The following is a 14,873-nucleotide window of genomic DNA, read 5'->3' on the forward strand; positions in this document are numbered from 1 at the left end:
TCAGCTCAACTTGGCGAGGATGGCATCCAGCTTCGCCTGGGTCAGGCTCTCGTGGTGATCCTCGTTGATCTGCAGGCAGGGCGCAGTACCGCACGAGGCCAGGCACTCGGTCTCTCGCAAGGTGAACTTCTCGTTGGCTTCACCTGCCTTGAGGCCCAGTTTCTCCTCCAGGTAGGCGAGCATCTTCTCCGCGCCCCACAGTGAGCAGGACAGGTTCGTGCAGACGTCGATGACGTACTTGCCCGGCTTCTTGAGGTGGTACATCACGTAGAAGCTGGCCACTTCCATGGCCCGCTCGGGAGTGACCTCCAGATGCTTCGCCACCAGCCGCAACCCTTCCGGGGGCAGCCATCCCTTGATTTCCTGGAGCAGGCGCAGCGCCGGGAGCATGCCCGCGCTTTTCCGATCCAGAGGGTAGTGGGAGATGATCTCCGCGATTCCCGCGTCGAACTTCTTCTGCTCTTCAGAGGTGAACAGGGGCTCCGCCATGGCGGGCCGGTACGTATTGCCCCAATGGCTACGTTGTCAACATAAACCCTCGAAGCTACACTGGGTTGCCATCAGCAAATTACCGAGCGATTTCAAGCCCTTGTTATGAACCCGGGTCCAGAGGACAAGCGCCAGCACCCCCGCGTCCCGGCTGTGCTGAGAGTGGACTACACGGACGGGCGCCAGGCCCGCGACGTGACGGAGAACCTGTCCCACGAGGGCCTGTTCGTCCAGACGGACCAGGCCTTCGTCATGGGGGACGAGGTCCGGCTCGCACTTTCTTTCCCGGGCCTTCTGGATCCGGTAGAAGTCAGCGGAACCGTGGCCTGGATGCGGCCAGCGGGCCCCGATCAGCCCGCGGGCGTCGGCGTTCGCGTGGAGCGCGAGCAGGACCGGCGGAAACTGGGTGACATCTTGAGTGCGGCAGGAGCAGACAGCCACGCGTCCCACGCAGAGCACGAGGGGTATCGTGTGCTCATCGTCGAGGACAACCCGCACATCATCGAGATGTACAGCTACGTGCTGAAGAAGCTGGCCAGCGGCGAGCTGCACGGAAAGGTCCCCCTGGAGGTCCACTTCGCGCCGGATGGGCACCACGCGCTGCTGATGCTGCGCGAGGACCGCTTCAACCTGGTGATGACGGACCTCTACATGCCGGTGATGGACGGCTTCGCCCTGGTGGAGCGCATGCGGGAGGAAGAAGCGCTGCGCACCATCCCCATCATCGCCATCTCCGCCGGCGGCAAGGAGGCGCAGGACCGCGCCATGCAGCTGGGCGTGGACATCTACCTGCGCAAGCCGGTGCGTTTCGTGGAAGTCCTGGAGACAGTGAAGCAGCTCTTGCGCATCAAGTAGGGGCGCGTTTTACCGCCAGTCATCCGTTGAGCCACGGCGTGGGGACGGCATAGAGTCCCATCCCCATGCAGAAGCCCGCCCTCAATCGCGACACCGTCAGTGGCGAGGCGCTGTTCATCCTCCGGAACCTGAGGGAGAACGGCCGTCTTGGACGCTCGAACAAGCTGGCAGACGTGAAGGCCGCACTCGAGCCGTCCGTGTCGCTCGAGTTCGACAACTACTTCTTCTTCCTGCGCAAGTTCCACTACATCGCCATGGACCGCGAGGCCCAGCTCAAGCTCACCGAGCAGGGTGAGCAGGTGGCGGGTGGGGAGCTGAACGAGCGCTTCTCCCTGGAGGTCGGTGAGTTCTTCGCCGAGCAGCTGGCCGCCGCCGCGGACGCGCCCCTGGAGGGCGCCGGTGGGGACGAGCCGCTGATGGTCCCTCCGCCCCCGCCGGAGCTGCTGCTGGACGAGGCCGAGGTCGACGGCGCGACGCCCCTGCCCTCCGGCCCGCCCGCGCCGCCGCCGCCCATGCCGCCGGTGCGCAGCTCGCGCTCGGCCATGCCCGCGTTGGATTTGGGCACGCCGTCCGCGGCCATCCCCATGCCGCCGCCGATGGCCGCCGAGCCCCGCCGCGAGGCCACCGTCATCGTCCAGGGGCCCTTCACCGCGTCGAACACCCACGCGCCATCCCCCACCCCTCCCGCGCCTGCCGCCGCCCCCATGTCTCCTCCCCCCACTTCCACCGCCGCCGCAGCAGCGCCCGCCGCTCCCGCTCCGAAGGGCGCCGAGCTGGACCTGCGCTACCAGAAATTCGACCCCATCGGCACCGGGCCGCTGGGCACCGTCTTCAAGGGGCGCGTCACCGCGCTGGGCCTGGACATCTGCCTCAAGGAGCTGAAGGACATCTTCGGCTACTTCTCCTTCCTGCAGCGGGGCGAGGTGCTCAAGCGCCTGAAGAAGGAGCTGTGCGCCCAGGCGCAGGTGCGCCACCCGGGCGTGGTCCAGGTGGTGGACCAGAACGTGGACGCCGCCCGGCCGTACTTCGTGCTGGAGCTGATGCAGGGCAGCCTGCGTGAGCGGCTGGACGCAGGTGGCGGCAACGGCGTGCCGGTGCCCTTCGCGCTGCGCGCCTTCCTGCAGATGGCCTACGGCCTGCGGGCCTCGCACGCCGCGGGCCTCACGCACCACAACATCAAGCCGGAGAACGTGCTCTTCGACACGTACGGCAACGCGAAGCTGGCCGACTTCGGCCTGGGCCGCGTGGTGGAGGTGGATGCCACCAAGGGCATGCCCCAGGTCTTCGTCGGCACGGGCGGCATGGCCTATATGGCGCCGGAGTTGATGAACCGGGGCGGCAAGGAGCCGGGCGCCTCCGCGGACGTCTACGCGCTGGGCATCCTGCTCTACGAGATGCTCACCGGGCAGATTCCGGGCCGCCGCTCGCCGCTGCCCTCCGAGGTCAACCCGGAGGCCCCCAGCGGTCTGGACCAGCTCTTCGACAAGGCCACCCAGGACAAGCGCGAGCAGCGCTACCCGGACGTGGACGCCATGCTGGAGGACTTCTACAAGGCGTTCCCGGACAAGGAGTTCCTCGCCAAGGGCGACCTCGTCATCTCCTCGGACACGCCGAAGGAGTGACGGACGAGCGGCCGGGCCCCGGCGCACTCGGGGCTCGCCGCGCACGTTGGGGGCTGCCACACTCCGTGGCGCCATGACTTCGCCCCCGTCCGAAAGCGTGCTCATCACCGTCACCGGGAAGGACCATCCCGGAATCGTTTCGCGCCTCACCGGCCTGCTGGCGGAAGCTGGCGCCGAGCTGCTCGACGTGGAGCAGGTGGTGGTGCAGGGGCGCCTCACGCTCTGCCTGCTGGTGCGTCTGTCCCCGGCGAGCGGCACCCTGGAGACGCTGCTGTCGGCCGCGAAGACGCTGGGTGTGACGCTGGACTTCCAAGCGGTCGAGGCACCTGCCGCGCCCGCCGCGTCCGCGCGCCACGTCGTCACCGCCGTGGGCCGCGCGCTGGGTGCGAGGGAGCTCCATGCGCTGACGCAGGTGCTCGCGGGGCACGGCGCCAACGTGGAGCGAATCACGCGCCTCAGCGAGCCGCATCTGGGCTCGGTAGACATCCACATCAGCCTGCCGCCGGGCCAGCCTCCCGACGCGCTCAAGCATGCGCTGCTGGAGCTGTCCATGCAGTCGGGCGGGTTCGACGTGGCGCTGCAGCGCGAGAGCCTGTTCCGGCGCGGCAAGCGGATGGTCGTCATGGACATGGACTCCACGCTCATCCGCATCGAGGTCATCGACGAGCTGGCGCGCGCGCATGGCGTGGGTGAGCAGGTGTCGCGCATCACCGAGCGCGCCATGCACGGCGAGATGGACTACGACGAGTCGCTGCGTCAGCGCGTGGCGTTGCTTCAGGGCCTGGACGCGTCCGTGGTCCATCAGCTCGCGGCGAACCTGCCGCTGACGGAGGGCGCGGAGACGCTGGTGCGCGTGCTCAAGCGGCTGGGCTACCGCACCGCAGTCATCAGCGGCGGCTTCTCCGTGGCGGCCGAGGCGCTGAAGGCGCGGCTGGGCATCGACTTCGCGTACTCCAACGAGTTGGAGATTCAGGATGGGAAGCTCACCGGCCGCACCGTGGGCCGCATCGTCAACGCGCAGCGCAAGGCGGAGCTGTTGGAGTCGCTGGCGCAGGCGGAGGGCATCCTGCTGGACCAGGTGGTCGCCGTGGGAGACGGCGCCAACGACTTGCTGATGCTGGAGCGCGCCGGACTGGGCATCGCCTTCCGGGCGAAGCCCAGGCTGCGCGCCGCGGCCGACACGTCCATCTCCGCGGGCGGCCTGGACAGCATCCTCTACCTGCTGGGGCTCACCGGCCGCGAGCTGCTGGAAGTAGGCTGAGGCGCTGGCGGAGGGCGCGCCCTACAGCCGCATCCGCGCCGCCAGTTCGCGCTGCTGGAGCTGGTTCTTCTCCAGCAGCAGCTCGAGCAGCGCGCGCAGAATCTTGGAGCTCTTCTCCTGGTTCTGCTGCACCGTCTGCAGCCGCTTGAGGTCCTCGTCCGTCCACTCGTTGACGGGCGTGCCACCCGCCAGAATCTCGTCGAGGATGTCCGCTGCGCTCGAGCCAGCGCCTGGCGCGGGGGGGCGCTCCGGTGCGCGAGGTGCGGGCGGAGGCGCCGCGGCGGGAGCGGGCGGGGTGATGTCGGCGATGCGCTTCACCACCGTGTTGCCGCTCATGTCGACGACCTTGAACTCGTCCTCGTCCTCCGGCGCGTCCGAGCTGCTCGGGCGCTTGTTGCCGCCAAAGCGCGTGCTGACGACGGGCTCCTGGCCGCGGTAGTGGCGGAGGATGGCGTGCTCGATTTCACGCTCGCCCGCCACCATGACGACCACACGGGCGCGGCTCTTCGCCGCCACCTGGTCCAGCGTGCTGAGGTCCGTGGGGTCCGCCATGGCCAGCACCAGCGTCTTGCCGTTGTCCTTGAGCGACACCGGGAAGACGGCCTTCTGCTCGGCGAGGCTCACGTCCACGCGCGAAAGCGCGCCCGCGTCGCGCGTGACGTTGCCCAACTGGATGCGCTGCATTCCCAGGCCCTGGCAGATGGCCTCGGTGATGACGTCATCGGTGGCCAGACCCAGGTCCGCGATGATGCGCGACAGACGTCCGCCCCACTGGTCATGGGTGGCCAGTGCGCTGCGCAGCTGCAAGTCGTCGATGACGCGTGCCTTGACGAGGATGTCGCCAATGCGATTCCGGGAAGGAGAGGCCATGGCTCGGCATTCTACCGTCTAGATGCGCGGACGCTGAGTCCGCGATGAGGAGGCCCAGCCATGCAGCCCTTCGCGGAAGCCGCCGCCGAGCTTTGCCCCTACTGCGGTGAGGAAGTGGAGGTCGCAGTGGACCCCATTGGTGTGGCCTCGGAGACGTACATCGAGGACTGCCCGGTGTGCTGCCGTCCCTGGACGGTGCAGGTGTCCCGCGACGAGGAGAGCTTCGCCGTGCACCTGGGCCGCGACGACGACTGAGGCGGCCTGGAGGGCAGGCAGGCGGGCGTGAAACGCAGCGCCGGCGAAGGCGCCGGGGCGTTGCTTGACACGTTCCGAAGCATGGTTCTCTTGAGTTTTGTGAGGCGGCGCTGGAGCCCCGGTGGGGGGCACCGCGGCGACCGCGAACCAGAACAACCCAGGCTCATTCATGCCGTGCGTCCGCGAGGACGTCACGAACAGGAGACGACCATGCAGACTCGCAATCCGTTCAACTCCGCCGTCGTGGTGAACCCGCTGATGCGTGACGTCGATGCGCTCTTCCGCGAGCTGACGCAGCCCGTGTGGCGTCAGGCTCCGCGTGAGCGGACGCTGGCCGCGGACATCACCGAATCCGAGAGCGGCCTCACCCTCCAGCTGGACATGCCCGGGCTGGACGCGAAGGCCATCCAGGTGACGGTGGAGAAGGACATCCTCACCGTGCAGGCCGAGCGCAAGGCCGAGCCGCGCGCGGAGGGCGTCAACGTGCGCCGCCAGGAACGCGCCTTCGGGACACTCGCCCGCTCCTTCGCGCTGCCTGACACGGTGGACGCAAGCCGGGTGGATGCTCGCTACGAGCAAGGCGTGCTGACGCTGACGCTGCCTCGGCGCGAGGAGTCCAAGCCCCGCGTCATCGAAGTCAAGGTCCAGGGCTGAAGCCGCGGGCGCACACCGCGGGCCAGGGAGGTCACCTGCCTCCCACTGAAATCCCTGCCCAGGGCTTCCGCGAGCAAGGCGGAAGCCCTGCCTGTCCTACCGCTTGGCGCTGAGCGCCAGCGGAACGCGGAACAGCTCCAGCACCTGCTGCACGTCCAGCGGCTTGGCCATGCACGCCAGCGCGCCGGCCTGCTTGGACTGCTCCACGACCTCGGGCGTATGCGCGGACGTCATGGTGATGAGCCGCACGCCCTCCATCTGCTTGCGCGCGCGGATGCGGCGGCAGACTTCCAGGCCGTCGATGTCCGGCATGTTGAGGTCGATGATCATGCCGTGCGGCTTCTGCTCGGACACGAGCAGCAGTGCTTCCACGCCGCTCGTCGTCGTCTGCAGCTCCACCTGGGCCGCGAACGGCTTGAACGCGCGCTTGATGGCGTCCAGCACCGGACGCTCGTCATCCACCGCGAGCAGGCGCACCGTGCCGCTGCCGAGCTCCTCGGGAACCGGCATCTGGTGGGTGATGAGGAACGTGCGCAGGTCCGCCGACCGCACGCGGCGGTGGCCACCCGGCGTCCTGAACGCCATCAGGATGCCACGGTCAATCCACTTGCTCACCGTGGACGGATCCACCTGAAGCAAACGACTGATGTCGTGCGTCGTGTAGAGCTGGTCCGTCATCGCCGTACTCCCCTCTTGCTGCATGATTCCGCTGCCCATGGAACTATTCACCTACCTTGAACACGGGTTTTCTTCAACCTCACTGAGTACCGCGCCTATCAGTCCCTCTCATCAGACCCACTGCGTCGTCCCAGCGGCCACTGGCCCTGAGACACAGCTCCACGAGTTCACGAGCGGCCCCTCGGCCGCCAGGACTCTGGGTAACGAAGTGTGCCTCGCGGCGCACTTCGGGGACCGCATCCGCAGGACAAGCGGAAAGAGCCACCATTGAAAGTGGACCCAGGTCGTTGTGGTCGTCACCCATGTAGGCGCAGGCGTCCAGGGGCACGTCCAACTGGGTGACCAGCTCTTTGAGCGCGGCCGACTTGTCACGGCGGCCTTGGAACACGGCCGCGAGGCCCAGCTCCCGCCCGCGCTTCTCCACGATGCCGGAGGTGCGGGCGGTGAGGATGGCGGCGGGCAACCCGGACAGCCGGGCCATGACGAGCGCATGGCCGTCCTTGACGTCGAAGCGCTTCATCAGCTCGCCGTCCTGGCCGTAGTAGAGGCCGCCGTCGGTGAGCACCCCGTCTACGTCGAAGACGAGCAGCCGCACGCGCGCAGCGCGGGACGTCAGCTCTTCCGTTCCTGGTCTGGAAGGGGCGTCCGTCAACATGGCTTGCTCGACTCCCTTGTTTGCTGACGCATCAACCCGGCTCGTGTCCCAACACCCGGCGGATGCTCAGCACGTTTCGTACCACGTCTTCAAACATCTGTGGATTCAGCGAACAGGGACCGTCACACAGGGCACGATCCGGATCTTCGTGGACTTCCGTGAACAACGCGTCAATCCCGGCGGCCGCGGCGGAGCGGGCCAGCAATGAGACGAAGCGCCGTTCGCCCGCCGTCTCACCGTTTCCGGCGCTGGGGAGCTGGACGGAGTGGGTGGCGTCGAAGCACACGGCGAGGCCGGCGTCGCGCATCTGCGCGAAGCCGCGCATGTCCACCACCAGGTTGTTGTAGCCGAAGGTCGAACCACGCTCGGTGACGAGCACGTTGGGGTTGCCCGCTTCGAAGGCCTTGCGCGCCGAGTGGACGATGTCCTTGGGCGCCACGAACTGCCCCTTCTTCAGGTTCACGCCCTTGCCCGTACGCGCCACGGCTTCCACCAGGTCCGTCTGCCGGCAGAGGAAGGCCGGTATCTGGATGATATCCACAACTTCCGAGGCTGGCCCGACGTGACTCGTCTCATGGACGTCCGTGAGTACGGGAACGCCCACTTCATCCCGGATTCTCTTCAGGATTCTCAGGCCTTCCTTGAGACCCGGACCTCTGAAGGACTTGCCACTGGTGCGGTTGGCCTTGTCGTAGGAGCACTTGAAGGCGTACGGCACGCCGAGCCGGCCAGTGATTTCCTTCAGCATCCAGGCATGGCGCAGGGCCATGTCCTCGGACTCGATGCTGTCGGGGCCGGCGATGACGAACAGCTTCTGTCCCTGGCCGACCTTGAAGCCACACAGCTCGATGGGGTTGGGGGTGCTCATGCGGTCACCTGTCCGGCTGCCGCGTTCGCGTCTCGCTGGGCGAGCGCCGCGCGGATGAAGCCGGAGAAGAGGGGGTGGGGTGCGAAGGGCTTGCTCTTGAATTCAGGGTGGAACTGGCAGCCGATGAAGTAGGGGTGGTCGGCGAGCTCAATCATCTCCACCAGGTTGAGCTCGGGGTTGGTGCCGGAGATGACCAGCCCCGCCTCCTGCAGCTTGCTACGGTACGCGTTGTTCACTTCGTAGCGGTGGCGGTGGCGCTCCTGGATGGTGTCCTGCCCGTAGAGCTGGTGGGCGAGCGAGCCGGGCTTCAGCGCACAGGCATAGCTGCCCAGGCGCATGGTGCCGCCCTTGTCCTGCACCTTCACCTGGCTCTCCATGAGCGTCACCACCGGGTGCGGCGTGTGCTCGTTGAACTCCAGGCTGTTGGCGGCGGACAGGCCCAGCACGCCTCGGCTGAACTCCACCACGGCCATCTGCAGGCCCAGGCAGATGCCGAAGAAAGGCACCTTCTTCTCACGCGCGTAGCGGACGGCGGCAATCTTGCCCTCGGTGCCGCGCACGCCGAAGCCGCCGGGCACCAGGATGGCGTCCACGCCGGCCAGCAGCTTCTCCGCGCCCTGCTCCTCGACGTCCTGGCTGTCGACGAAGTGCAGGTTCACCTTCACGTCGTTGGCGATGCCGCCGTGCAGCAGCGCCTCGTTGAGGCTCTTGTAGCTCTCCGTGAGGTTGACGTACTTGCCGACAATCGCGATGCGGACCTGACCGCGCGCGGGCTCGTACACCTTGCGGATGATGTTCTCCCAGCGCTCCAGGTGCGGCGCCCGGCTCCAGATGTTGAGGACCTCCGCGAGCCGCTCGTCCAGGCCCTGGCGGTGCAGCTCCAGCGGCAGCTCGTAGATGCTGCGCACGTCCGGCGACGTGAAGACGCTGCGCGTGTCCACGTTGCAGAACATGGCAATCTTGTCCTTCAGCTCGCGGGACACCTCGCGGTCGGTGCGGCACACGAGGAAGTCGGGCTGGATGCCAATCTCCCGCAGCTTCATCACCGAGTGCTGCGTGGGCTTGGTCTTCACCTCGCCGGCCGCGCCGATGTACGGCAAGAGCGTGAGGTGGACGTAGACGACGTTCTCACTGCCCACGTCGTAGCGCATCTGCCGGATGGCCTCGAGGAAGGGCAGCGACTCGATGTCGCCCACGGTGCCACCCACCTCGACGATGACGACGTCCGCGTCCTGCGCCGCCTGGCGGATGCTGGACTTGATTTCGTCGGTGATGTGCGGAATCACCTGGACCGTCTTGCCCAGGTACTCGCCCCGCCGCTCCTTCATGATGACGGCGTGGTAGATGCGGCCGGACGTGAAGTTGTTGAGCCGGCTCATCCGCGCGTTGGTGAACCGCTCGTAGTGGCCGAGGTCCATGTCCGTCTCACCGCCGTCCTCGGTGACGAACACCTCGCCGTGCTGGAACGGGCTCATCGTGCCCGGGTCCACGTTGATGTAGGGGTCCAGCTTGATGAGGGTGACGGCCAGCCCACGGTTCTCCAGCAGGGCGCCAATCGACGCAGAGGCGAGGCCCTTGCCGAGGGAGCTGACCACTCCGCCCGTCACGAAGATGAACTTGGTTTTCTTGGAGCGCATGTCCCGTTCTGCCTACTGAGGCAGGGATGCGTCAATTATTCTGTTTCCGGTGGACGGCCGCCCGCTGGGGGCCGAGGGGCGGCGTCAGTTGCCGTCCCAACCACCCGGCCGGGCGACCGCGAACTCCTGGGCGTTCGGCTGCCCCACGCGGAACTTGCGCAAATCGCAGTTCCGGCAGCTCCAGCCCTCCCAGCCCCGCTTCACCACCAGGTGCAGGCAGGCGTCGTAGTTGGGGCAGAAGAGGTTGCGCTGCGAGTCCACGGACTCCTCGTCCCGGAGGGCGGTGGGCAGCGGGCTGGGGCATGGAGTGATGGACACGGCGGAAACTCCCGGATGAAACGTGTTGGGTCGGCCTCTCCCCCCGGCGCGCTCCGAACAGGAGGGGTGGTCTGGCATTCCCGAGCAGTCGTAAAAAGGCCCGTCCCCCTCGCGGGAAACGGGCCCGGAACTGCCAGCGTCTGCCACCGCCTCGGCGCCTTTTCAGGCCAGCGAAGCGGAGGTAGACGCCTTGGAGTTGCTGTCGTTCAAGGCATCACCTCCTTTCGGAGCCCCAGACTTAATCGGGAGCCAGGAGGCGCGCCACTGTCGCAAGGTGCGTGGCGCGGCCGTGTGGGCTCCAGGCGTTCAAGCTGCGACAAACTGCCGCTCCACCAGTCGCCGGTACAGGCCCTCCTGGCTCATGAGGGAGGCGTGGGTGCCGCTCTGGATGACGACGCCGCCGTCGAGCACCAGCACCCGGTCCGCGTTGGCCACGGTGGACAGGCGGTGGGCGATGATGAGCGTGGTGCGGCCCTTCATCAGGCGCTCCAGCGCATCCTTCACCAGGTGCTCGCTCTCCGCGTCCAGGGCGCTGGTGGCCTCGTCGAGGATGAGCAGGCGAGGGTCCTTCAGCACCGCCCGGGCAATGGCGACACGCTGCTTCTGGCCACCGGACAGCTGTACGCCTCGCTCGCCCACCTGGGTGCCGTAACCTTCCGGAAAGCGCTCGATGTACGCGTGGGCGTTGGCGGCGCGGGCGGCTTCCTCCACCTGGGCGTCGGTGGCGCCGGGCCGGCCGTAGCGGATGTTGTCCGCGATGGAGCAGGAGAAGAGCTGGGGCTCCTGCGCCACCATGCCGATGTTGCGGCGCAGCCACTCCGGCTCCAGGGCGGTGAGCGGATGGCCGTCCAGCAGCACCTCGCCGTTCTGCGGGTCGTAGAAGCGCGACAGCAGGGAGGCCAGCGTGGACTTGCCCGCGCCGGAGGGGCCCACCACCGCCACCACCTCGCCCGGCCGCAGCTCCAGGTCCAGGCCCTGGAGCACCGGCACGTCGGGACGGCTGGGGTAGGCGAAGTGCACGCCGCGGAACTGCACGTGCCCTCGCAGGTCGGTCAGCTGCTCGCCGCCAGCGCCGATGGCGGGCTTGCGGTCCAGCAGCTCGAAGACGCGCTCGGCGGCGCCGCTGGCGCGCATGAAGTCCGCCCACAGCTCCGCGATGCCGCTGAACGAGAAGGCCACCAGCATGGTGTAGATAAGGAACGAGGTGAGCTCGCCCACGGAGAGGCCGCCGTCCACCACCAGCCGGCCGCCGTACCAGAGCACCGCGGCGATGGAGCCATATCCCGCGATGGAGGCCACGCCCATGAAGACGGAGGTCTGGAGCGCGCGCTTCTTCGCCAGCATGAAGGAGCGCTCCACGGCGACGCTGTAGCGCTCCACCTCGTGCCGCTCCGCGGCGAAGGAGCGCACGGTGCGGATGCCGGACAAGTCTTCTTCAGCCACTTCGCCGCTGGCGGCGAGCGCGTCCTGGGCCTGACGGGAAATCACCCGGACCCGGCGCCCGTAGAACACGCCGCCAATGGCCACGGGCGGGATGACGGCCAGCATCACCAGCGTGAGCTGGACGGACGTGTAGAGCAGCAAGCCCACACCGCCCAGGGCCGTGACGACGTAGCGCAGCATCATGGACACGTTGGCCGTGACGGTGGTCTGCAGGACGGTGGTGTCCGAGGAGAGCCGGCTGGTGAGTTCGCCCGTGCGGCGCGAGTCGAAGAAGCCCACCTCCTGGGACAGCAGGGCGCGGAAGAGGTCCTTGCGCAGCCGCGACACCACGCGTTCGCCGGCGTTGGTGAAGAGGTAGATGCGCAGCGCCATGGCGATGCCCTGCACCGTGAACACGGCGAGCATCAGCATCGCGAGCCGGTCCACCACGTACCGGTCGCGCGCGTTGAGGGCCTGGTCCACCAGGTCGCCAATGGCGCGGGGATAGGCCAGCGTGGCTCCGCTGCTGATGAGGAGGAAGACGGTGCCCGCGGCCAGTGGCAGCAGTTCAGGGCGCGCCAGCTTCAGCAGGCGCCGTATGGTGACGCCAGGGGAGGCACTGCTTTTCGAATCGTTCGCGGGGGAAGACACCGGCGGAGACTAACGCGAGCTTCCAACCTGCGCACCGGACGCCTGCGTGTGCGTTGAAGCGGTATTAATCCTCTCGAAACAAGTCATACGCCGAGTCAGGGGGAGTGCCATGGAGCAGCGTCCATTTGGAAGCACACGGGTGTCCGTGCCCGTCCTGGGCCAGGGGACCTGGCAGATGGAGGAAGACGACCGGGCAGGCGCCATTCGCGCCCTTCGCGCCGGGTTGGACCTGGGAATGACGCACGTGGACACCGCTGAACTGTACGGCCACGGCAAGGTGGAGGAGTCCATCGTCTCCGAGGCCATCGCGGGCCGGCGCGGCGACGTCTTCCTGGTGTCGAAGGTGATGCCGTCCAACGCTTCCTACGCGGGCACGCTCGCCGCCTGTGAGCGGAGCCTGAAGCGGCTGCGCACGGACCACCTGGACTGCTACCTGCTGCACTGGCCGGGTTCGCACCCGCTGGAGGAGACGGTGCGCGCCTTCGAGAAGCTGGTGGCGGATGGAAAGATTCGCGCCTGGGGCGTGAGCAACTTCGGGGTGGAGGACCTGGAGGAGGCGCTCTCGCTCGCGGGGCCCGGGCGCATCGCCTGCAACCAGGTGCTCTACCACCTGGAGGAGCGCGCCATCGAACACGCCGTCCTTCCCTGGTGCGAAGCCCACGGCGTGGCGGTGGTGGGCTACAGCCCCTTCGGCAACGGCCGTTTCCCCCGGCCTGACAGCCGGGGTGGGAAGGTGCTGGGCGCCATTGCACGCGCGCACGGCGTCACGCCGTACCAGGTGGCGCTCCGGTTCCTGGTGCGCGAGCCGTCGCTGTTCGCCATTCCCAAGGCGAGCCGGGAAGCCCATGCGCGCGACAACGCCGCCGCCGCGGCGCTGACGTTGACCGCCGACGAGCTGGCCCACCTCGACGCGGCCTTCCCGCTGGGGCCCGAGCCGGCGTCGCTGCCCGTCATCTGATGCCGGCGGCAAAGGCCTTGCGGAAGGCGGACACGGTGGGCTCACCCGGGCCCACCGTCACCGTGCCCGTTTCGCCCTCCACGGCGGCGCGGGTGTCGCGGCCCTTGAGGAAGCGCACGGTGGTGATGCGGCGCAGGACCTCGCGGCCCTGCTCCTGGGCCAGGGCGCGCAAGGCATGGCTGGTGACATTCACGGCGGACTCCAGCGCGCGGCGGCCCGGCTCGTCGTCCAGGCCCACCCAGTCCACCTCGAAGCGCAGGGGCTTGCCGCCCAGGGACGCCTCGCCCGGCCAGAACTGCTCGGTGAGGGCGTGGGGCAGCTTCTCCAGCAGCGTCACCACGTCCTGCCGCGTGGGGTTGGGCCGCACGAGCTGCGTCAGCTCCAGCAGCTTCTCCGCGTTGCCCACCGCCACCGCCACCACCGTGGACAGGTCCACGTAGGCCACCGACTCCGAGCGGCGCAGTCCTTCCTTGCCCAGGGCCATCAGCACCGATTCGCGGGGAACGTAGTCCACCACCTCGCCCGTCATCGAATGACCGTGCGCCAGGTGGAGCGTGACGGTGATGGTGGGCACCTCTTCGCCCGAGCGCGCCCGCGTGGCGAGCGTTCCCAACTGCTCCAGCACCCGCTCCACCTTGCGCGACAACAGCCGCTGAACGCCCTCCATGTCCTCGTCCTCCTGCTGCTGCTTGCGGGTCTCTTGCGCGCGCTGCGGTTTCGGGGGTGCGGGTGGTTTCGGGGCGGCTTCGGGCCGGGGCGGCTCCGGGGGCGCTGGCTCCCTGGCGACAGTGGGGGGCGCCGTGGCCGTGGGGGGCTGGGGGACTGCTTCTGGGGTGGAGGGCTGCCCGGTGGCGGGTGGGATGGGGGACTCCGCGTCCGCCTTCGCCGCGCCTCCGCCGAACACGTTCTTGAGGAAGCCCATGGTCAGCCGCCCCGCGCGCGCATGAGGGCCTCCACCTTCTCCACGTCACCGGGGAGGTCGACGGCCACCGTGTGCGAGGTGACCTTCGCGCAGCGGATGGGGATGCCGTGCTCCAGCGCGCGGAGCTGCTCCAGCTTCTCCGCGTCCTCCAGCGGCGTGGGCGCCAGCTTCGCCAGCGACAGCAGCACCTCGCGCCGGTAGCCGTAGAGGCCGATGTGGCCCCAGCGCTGGACGGGCGTGTTCGGCTCGCGGGCGTGGGGTACCAGGCTGCGGCTGAAGTAGAGCGCGTCGCCGTTGAGCGCGAGCACCGCCTTCACCACGTGCGGGCTGGCGGCTTCGTCCGCTTCGAGCGGGCGGACCAGGGTGCCCATCCGCACGGACGGGTCCTGGAAGAGGCCCGCCAGCCGCTGGAGCGCGGCGGGGTCCACCAGGGGCTCGTCTCCCTGGACGTTCACCCAGATGTCGATGTCTGGACGGCCGAGCGCCACCTCGGCGACCCGATCCGTCCCCGTGGCACAGGCGGGGCTGGTCATCACCGCCTTGCCGCCAAAGCCCTCCACAGCGGCGCGAATGCGGTCGTCATCGGTGGCAACCCACACCTCGTCGAAGGCCTGGGCCTCCTGACAGCGGCGCCAGACGTGCTCAATCATTGTTCGGCCGGCGATGATCGCCAGCGGCTTGCCCGGGAAGCGGGTGCTGGCATGTCGGGCGGGAATGACTGCAACGGTCCGGCAAGATTGCATGACCCCTCCGTCTAT

At 68.2% G+C, this 14,873-nt stretch carries 16 protein-coding genes; 6 read left to right on the forward strand and 10 right to left on the reverse strand.

What is annotated here, in order from left to right; all coding sequences use genetic code 11:
* Complete coding sequence (locus OZ403_RS05525) at positions 1-489, reverse strand: NADH-quinone oxidoreductase subunit NuoE family protein (RefSeq protein WP_140787956.1); 489 nt, start codon at positions 487-489, stop codon at positions 1-3.
* Between the two features lie 105 nt (positions 490-594).
* Here OZ403_RS05525 and OZ403_RS05530 point away from each other — a divergent pair, with 105 nt between their 5' ends.
* From OZ403_RS05530 to serB, 3 genes are all read left to right on the forward strand, one after another.
* On the forward strand, positions 595-1,344 hold the full coding sequence (locus tag OZ403_RS05530; protein ID WP_090485026.1) for a TIGR02266 family protein: 750 nt from the start codon (positions 595-597) through the stop codon (positions 1,342-1,344).
* A gap of 65 nt (positions 1,345-1,409) precedes the next feature.
* Positions 1,410-2,966, forward strand: a complete 1,557-nt coding sequence (locus OZ403_RS05535; protein WP_268783643.1) for a serine/threonine-protein kinase — start codon at positions 1,410-1,412, stop codon at positions 2,964-2,966.
* 73 nt (positions 2,967-3,039) lie between these two features.
* The gene (gene serB, locus OZ403_RS05540) at positions 3,040-4,227 is read left to right on the forward strand and encodes a phosphoserine phosphatase SerB (protein ID WP_140787959.1); all 1,188 of its coding nucleotides are present in this window, start codon (positions 3,040-3,042) and stop codon (positions 4,225-4,227) included.
* 21 nt (positions 4,228-4,248) lie between these two features.
* Here serB and OZ403_RS05545 read toward each other — a convergent pair whose 3' ends face one another.
* Positions 4,249-5,097, reverse strand: a complete 849-nt coding sequence (locus tag OZ403_RS05545) for a general secretion pathway protein GspE (RefSeq protein ID WP_140787961.1) — start codon at positions 5,095-5,097, stop codon at positions 4,249-4,251.
* Positions 5,098-5,157: 60 nt separating this feature from the next.
* On the opposite strand from OZ403_RS05545, the gene OZ403_RS05550 reads away from it, so the two are divergent.
* Together OZ403_RS05550 and OZ403_RS05555 are read left to right on the forward strand one after the other, a co-directional pair.
* Positions 5,158-5,352 (forward strand): CPXCG motif-containing cysteine-rich protein, encoded by a 195-nt coding sequence (locus tag OZ403_RS05550; RefSeq protein ID WP_140787963.1) that lies wholly within the window; start codon positions 5,158-5,160, stop codon positions 5,350-5,352.
* 210 nt (positions 5,353-5,562) lie between these two features.
* Positions 5,563-6,006: an Hsp20/alpha crystallin family protein gene (locus OZ403_RS05555; RefSeq protein ID WP_268783644.1), complete on the forward strand. Its 444-nt coding sequence runs from the start codon at positions 5,563-5,565 to the stop codon at positions 6,004-6,006.
* Positions 6,007-6,102: 96 nt separating this feature from the next.
* Here the strand turns inward: OZ403_RS05555 and OZ403_RS05560 are convergent, their stop codons facing one another.
* From OZ403_RS05560 to OZ403_RS05585, 6 genes are all read right to left on the reverse strand, one after another.
* A complete protein-coding gene (locus OZ403_RS05560) occupies positions 6,103-6,723 on the reverse strand; it encodes a response regulator (RefSeq protein WP_020478919.1) in 621 nt (206 codons plus the stop codon).
* 40 nt (positions 6,724-6,763) lie between these two features.
* Positions 6,764-7,339: a KdsC family phosphatase gene (locus OZ403_RS05565; protein WP_140787968.1), complete on the reverse strand. Its 576-nt coding sequence runs from the start codon at positions 7,337-7,339 to the stop codon at positions 6,764-6,766.
* A 31-nt stretch (positions 7,340-7,370) separates the two neighbouring features.
* Positions 7,371-8,207, reverse strand: coding sequence for a 3-deoxy-8-phosphooctulonate synthase (gene kdsA / locus OZ403_RS05570; protein WP_140787970.1), 837 nt, complete (start codon positions 8,205-8,207; stop codon positions 7,371-7,373).
* Positions 8,204-9,844, reverse strand: coding sequence for a CTP synthase (locus OZ403_RS05575; protein WP_140787972.1), 1,641 nt, complete (start codon positions 9,842-9,844; stop codon positions 8,204-8,206). Before OZ403_RS05575 ends, kdsA begins: the two co-directional genes overlap by 4 nt.
* An 84-nt stretch (positions 9,845-9,928) precedes the next feature.
* On the reverse strand, positions 9,929-10,162 hold the full coding sequence (locus OZ403_RS05580; protein WP_140787974.1) for a hypothetical protein: 234 nt from the start codon (positions 10,160-10,162) through the stop codon (positions 9,929-9,931).
* 306 nt (positions 10,163-10,468) lie between these two features.
* Entirely contained in the window at positions 10,469-12,235 is a 1,767-nt protein-coding gene (locus tag OZ403_RS05585; protein WP_140853177.1) for an ABC transporter ATP-binding protein, read from the reverse strand.
* Positions 12,236-12,344: 109 nt separating this feature from the next.
* Between OZ403_RS05585 and OZ403_RS05590 the strand changes: the two genes are divergently transcribed.
* Entirely contained in the window at positions 12,345-13,193 is an 849-nt protein-coding gene (locus tag OZ403_RS05590; protein ID WP_140787978.1) for an aldo/keto reductase, read from the forward strand.
* Here the strand turns inward: OZ403_RS05590 and OZ403_RS05595 are convergent.
* Entirely contained in the window at positions 13,186-14,115 is a 930-nt protein-coding gene (locus OZ403_RS05595) for a hypothetical protein (RefSeq protein WP_268783645.1), read from the reverse strand. The two genes, OZ403_RS05590 and OZ403_RS05595, sit on opposite strands and share 8 nt — an antisense overlap.
* Before the next feature lie 2 nt (positions 14,116-14,117).
* A complete protein-coding gene (gene kdsB / locus OZ403_RS05600) occupies positions 14,118-14,858 on the reverse strand; it encodes a 3-deoxy-manno-octulosonate cytidylyltransferase (protein ID WP_140853180.1) in 741 nt (246 codons plus the stop codon).
* Positions 14,859-14,873: the final 15 nt, after the last annotated feature.

It is taken from the genome of Myxococcus sp. NMCA1, from assembly GCF_026810205.1.
Classification (GTDB): domain Bacteria; phylum Myxococcota; class Myxococcia; order Myxococcales; family Myxococcaceae; genus Myxococcus; species Myxococcus xanthus_A.

Coding starts and splice junctions, on each gene's coding strand:
- kdsB (WP_140853180.1), bottom strand. CDS start 14,858: ATGCAATCTTGCCGGACCGTTGCAGTCATTCCCGCCCGACATGCCAGC.
- OZ403_RS05545 (WP_140787961.1), bottom strand. CDS start 5,097: ATGGCCTCTCCTTCCCGGAATCGCATTGGCGACATCCTCGTCAAGGCA.
- OZ403_RS05565 (WP_140787968.1), bottom strand. CDS start 7,339: ATGTTGACGGACGCCCCTTCCAGACCAGGAACGGAAGAGCTGACGTCC.
- OZ403_RS05525 (WP_140787956.1), bottom strand. CDS start 489: ATGGCGGAGCCCCTGTTCACCTCTGAAGAGCAGAAGAAGTTCGACGCG.
- OZ403_RS05530 (WP_090485026.1), top strand. CDS start 595: ATGAACCCGGGTCCAGAGGACAAGCGCCAGCACCCCCGCGTCCCGGCT.
- kdsA (WP_140787970.1), bottom strand. CDS start 8,207: ATGAGCACCCCCAACCCCATCGAGCTGTGTGGCTTCAAGGTCGGCCAG.
- OZ403_RS05560 (WP_020478919.1), bottom strand. CDS start 6,723: ATGGGCAGCGGAATCATGCAGCAAGAGGGGAGTACGGCGATGACGGAC.
- OZ403_RS05595 (WP_268783645.1), bottom strand. CDS start 14,115: ATGGGCTTCCTCAAGAACGTGTTCGGCGGAGGCGCGGCGAAGGCGGAC.
- OZ403_RS05555 (WP_268783644.1), top strand. CDS start 5,563: ATGCAGACTCGCAATCCGTTCAACTCCGCCGTCGTGGTGAACCCGCTG.
- OZ403_RS05550 (WP_140787963.1), top strand. CDS start 5,158: ATGCAGCCCTTCGCGGAAGCCGCCGCCGAGCTTTGCCCCTACTGCGGT.
- OZ403_RS05535 (WP_268783643.1), top strand. CDS start 1,410: ATGCAGAAGCCCGCCCTCAATCGCGACACCGTCAGTGGCGAGGCGCTG.
- serB (WP_140787959.1), top strand. CDS start 3,040: ATGACTTCGCCCCCGTCCGAAAGCGTGCTCATCACCGTCACCGGGAAG.
- OZ403_RS05575 (WP_140787972.1), bottom strand. CDS start 9,844: ATGCGCTCCAAGAAAACCAAGTTCATCTTCGTGACGGGCGGAGTGGTC.
- OZ403_RS05590 (WP_140787978.1), top strand. CDS start 12,345: ATGGAGCAGCGTCCATTTGGAAGCACACGGGTGTCCGTGCCCGTCCTG.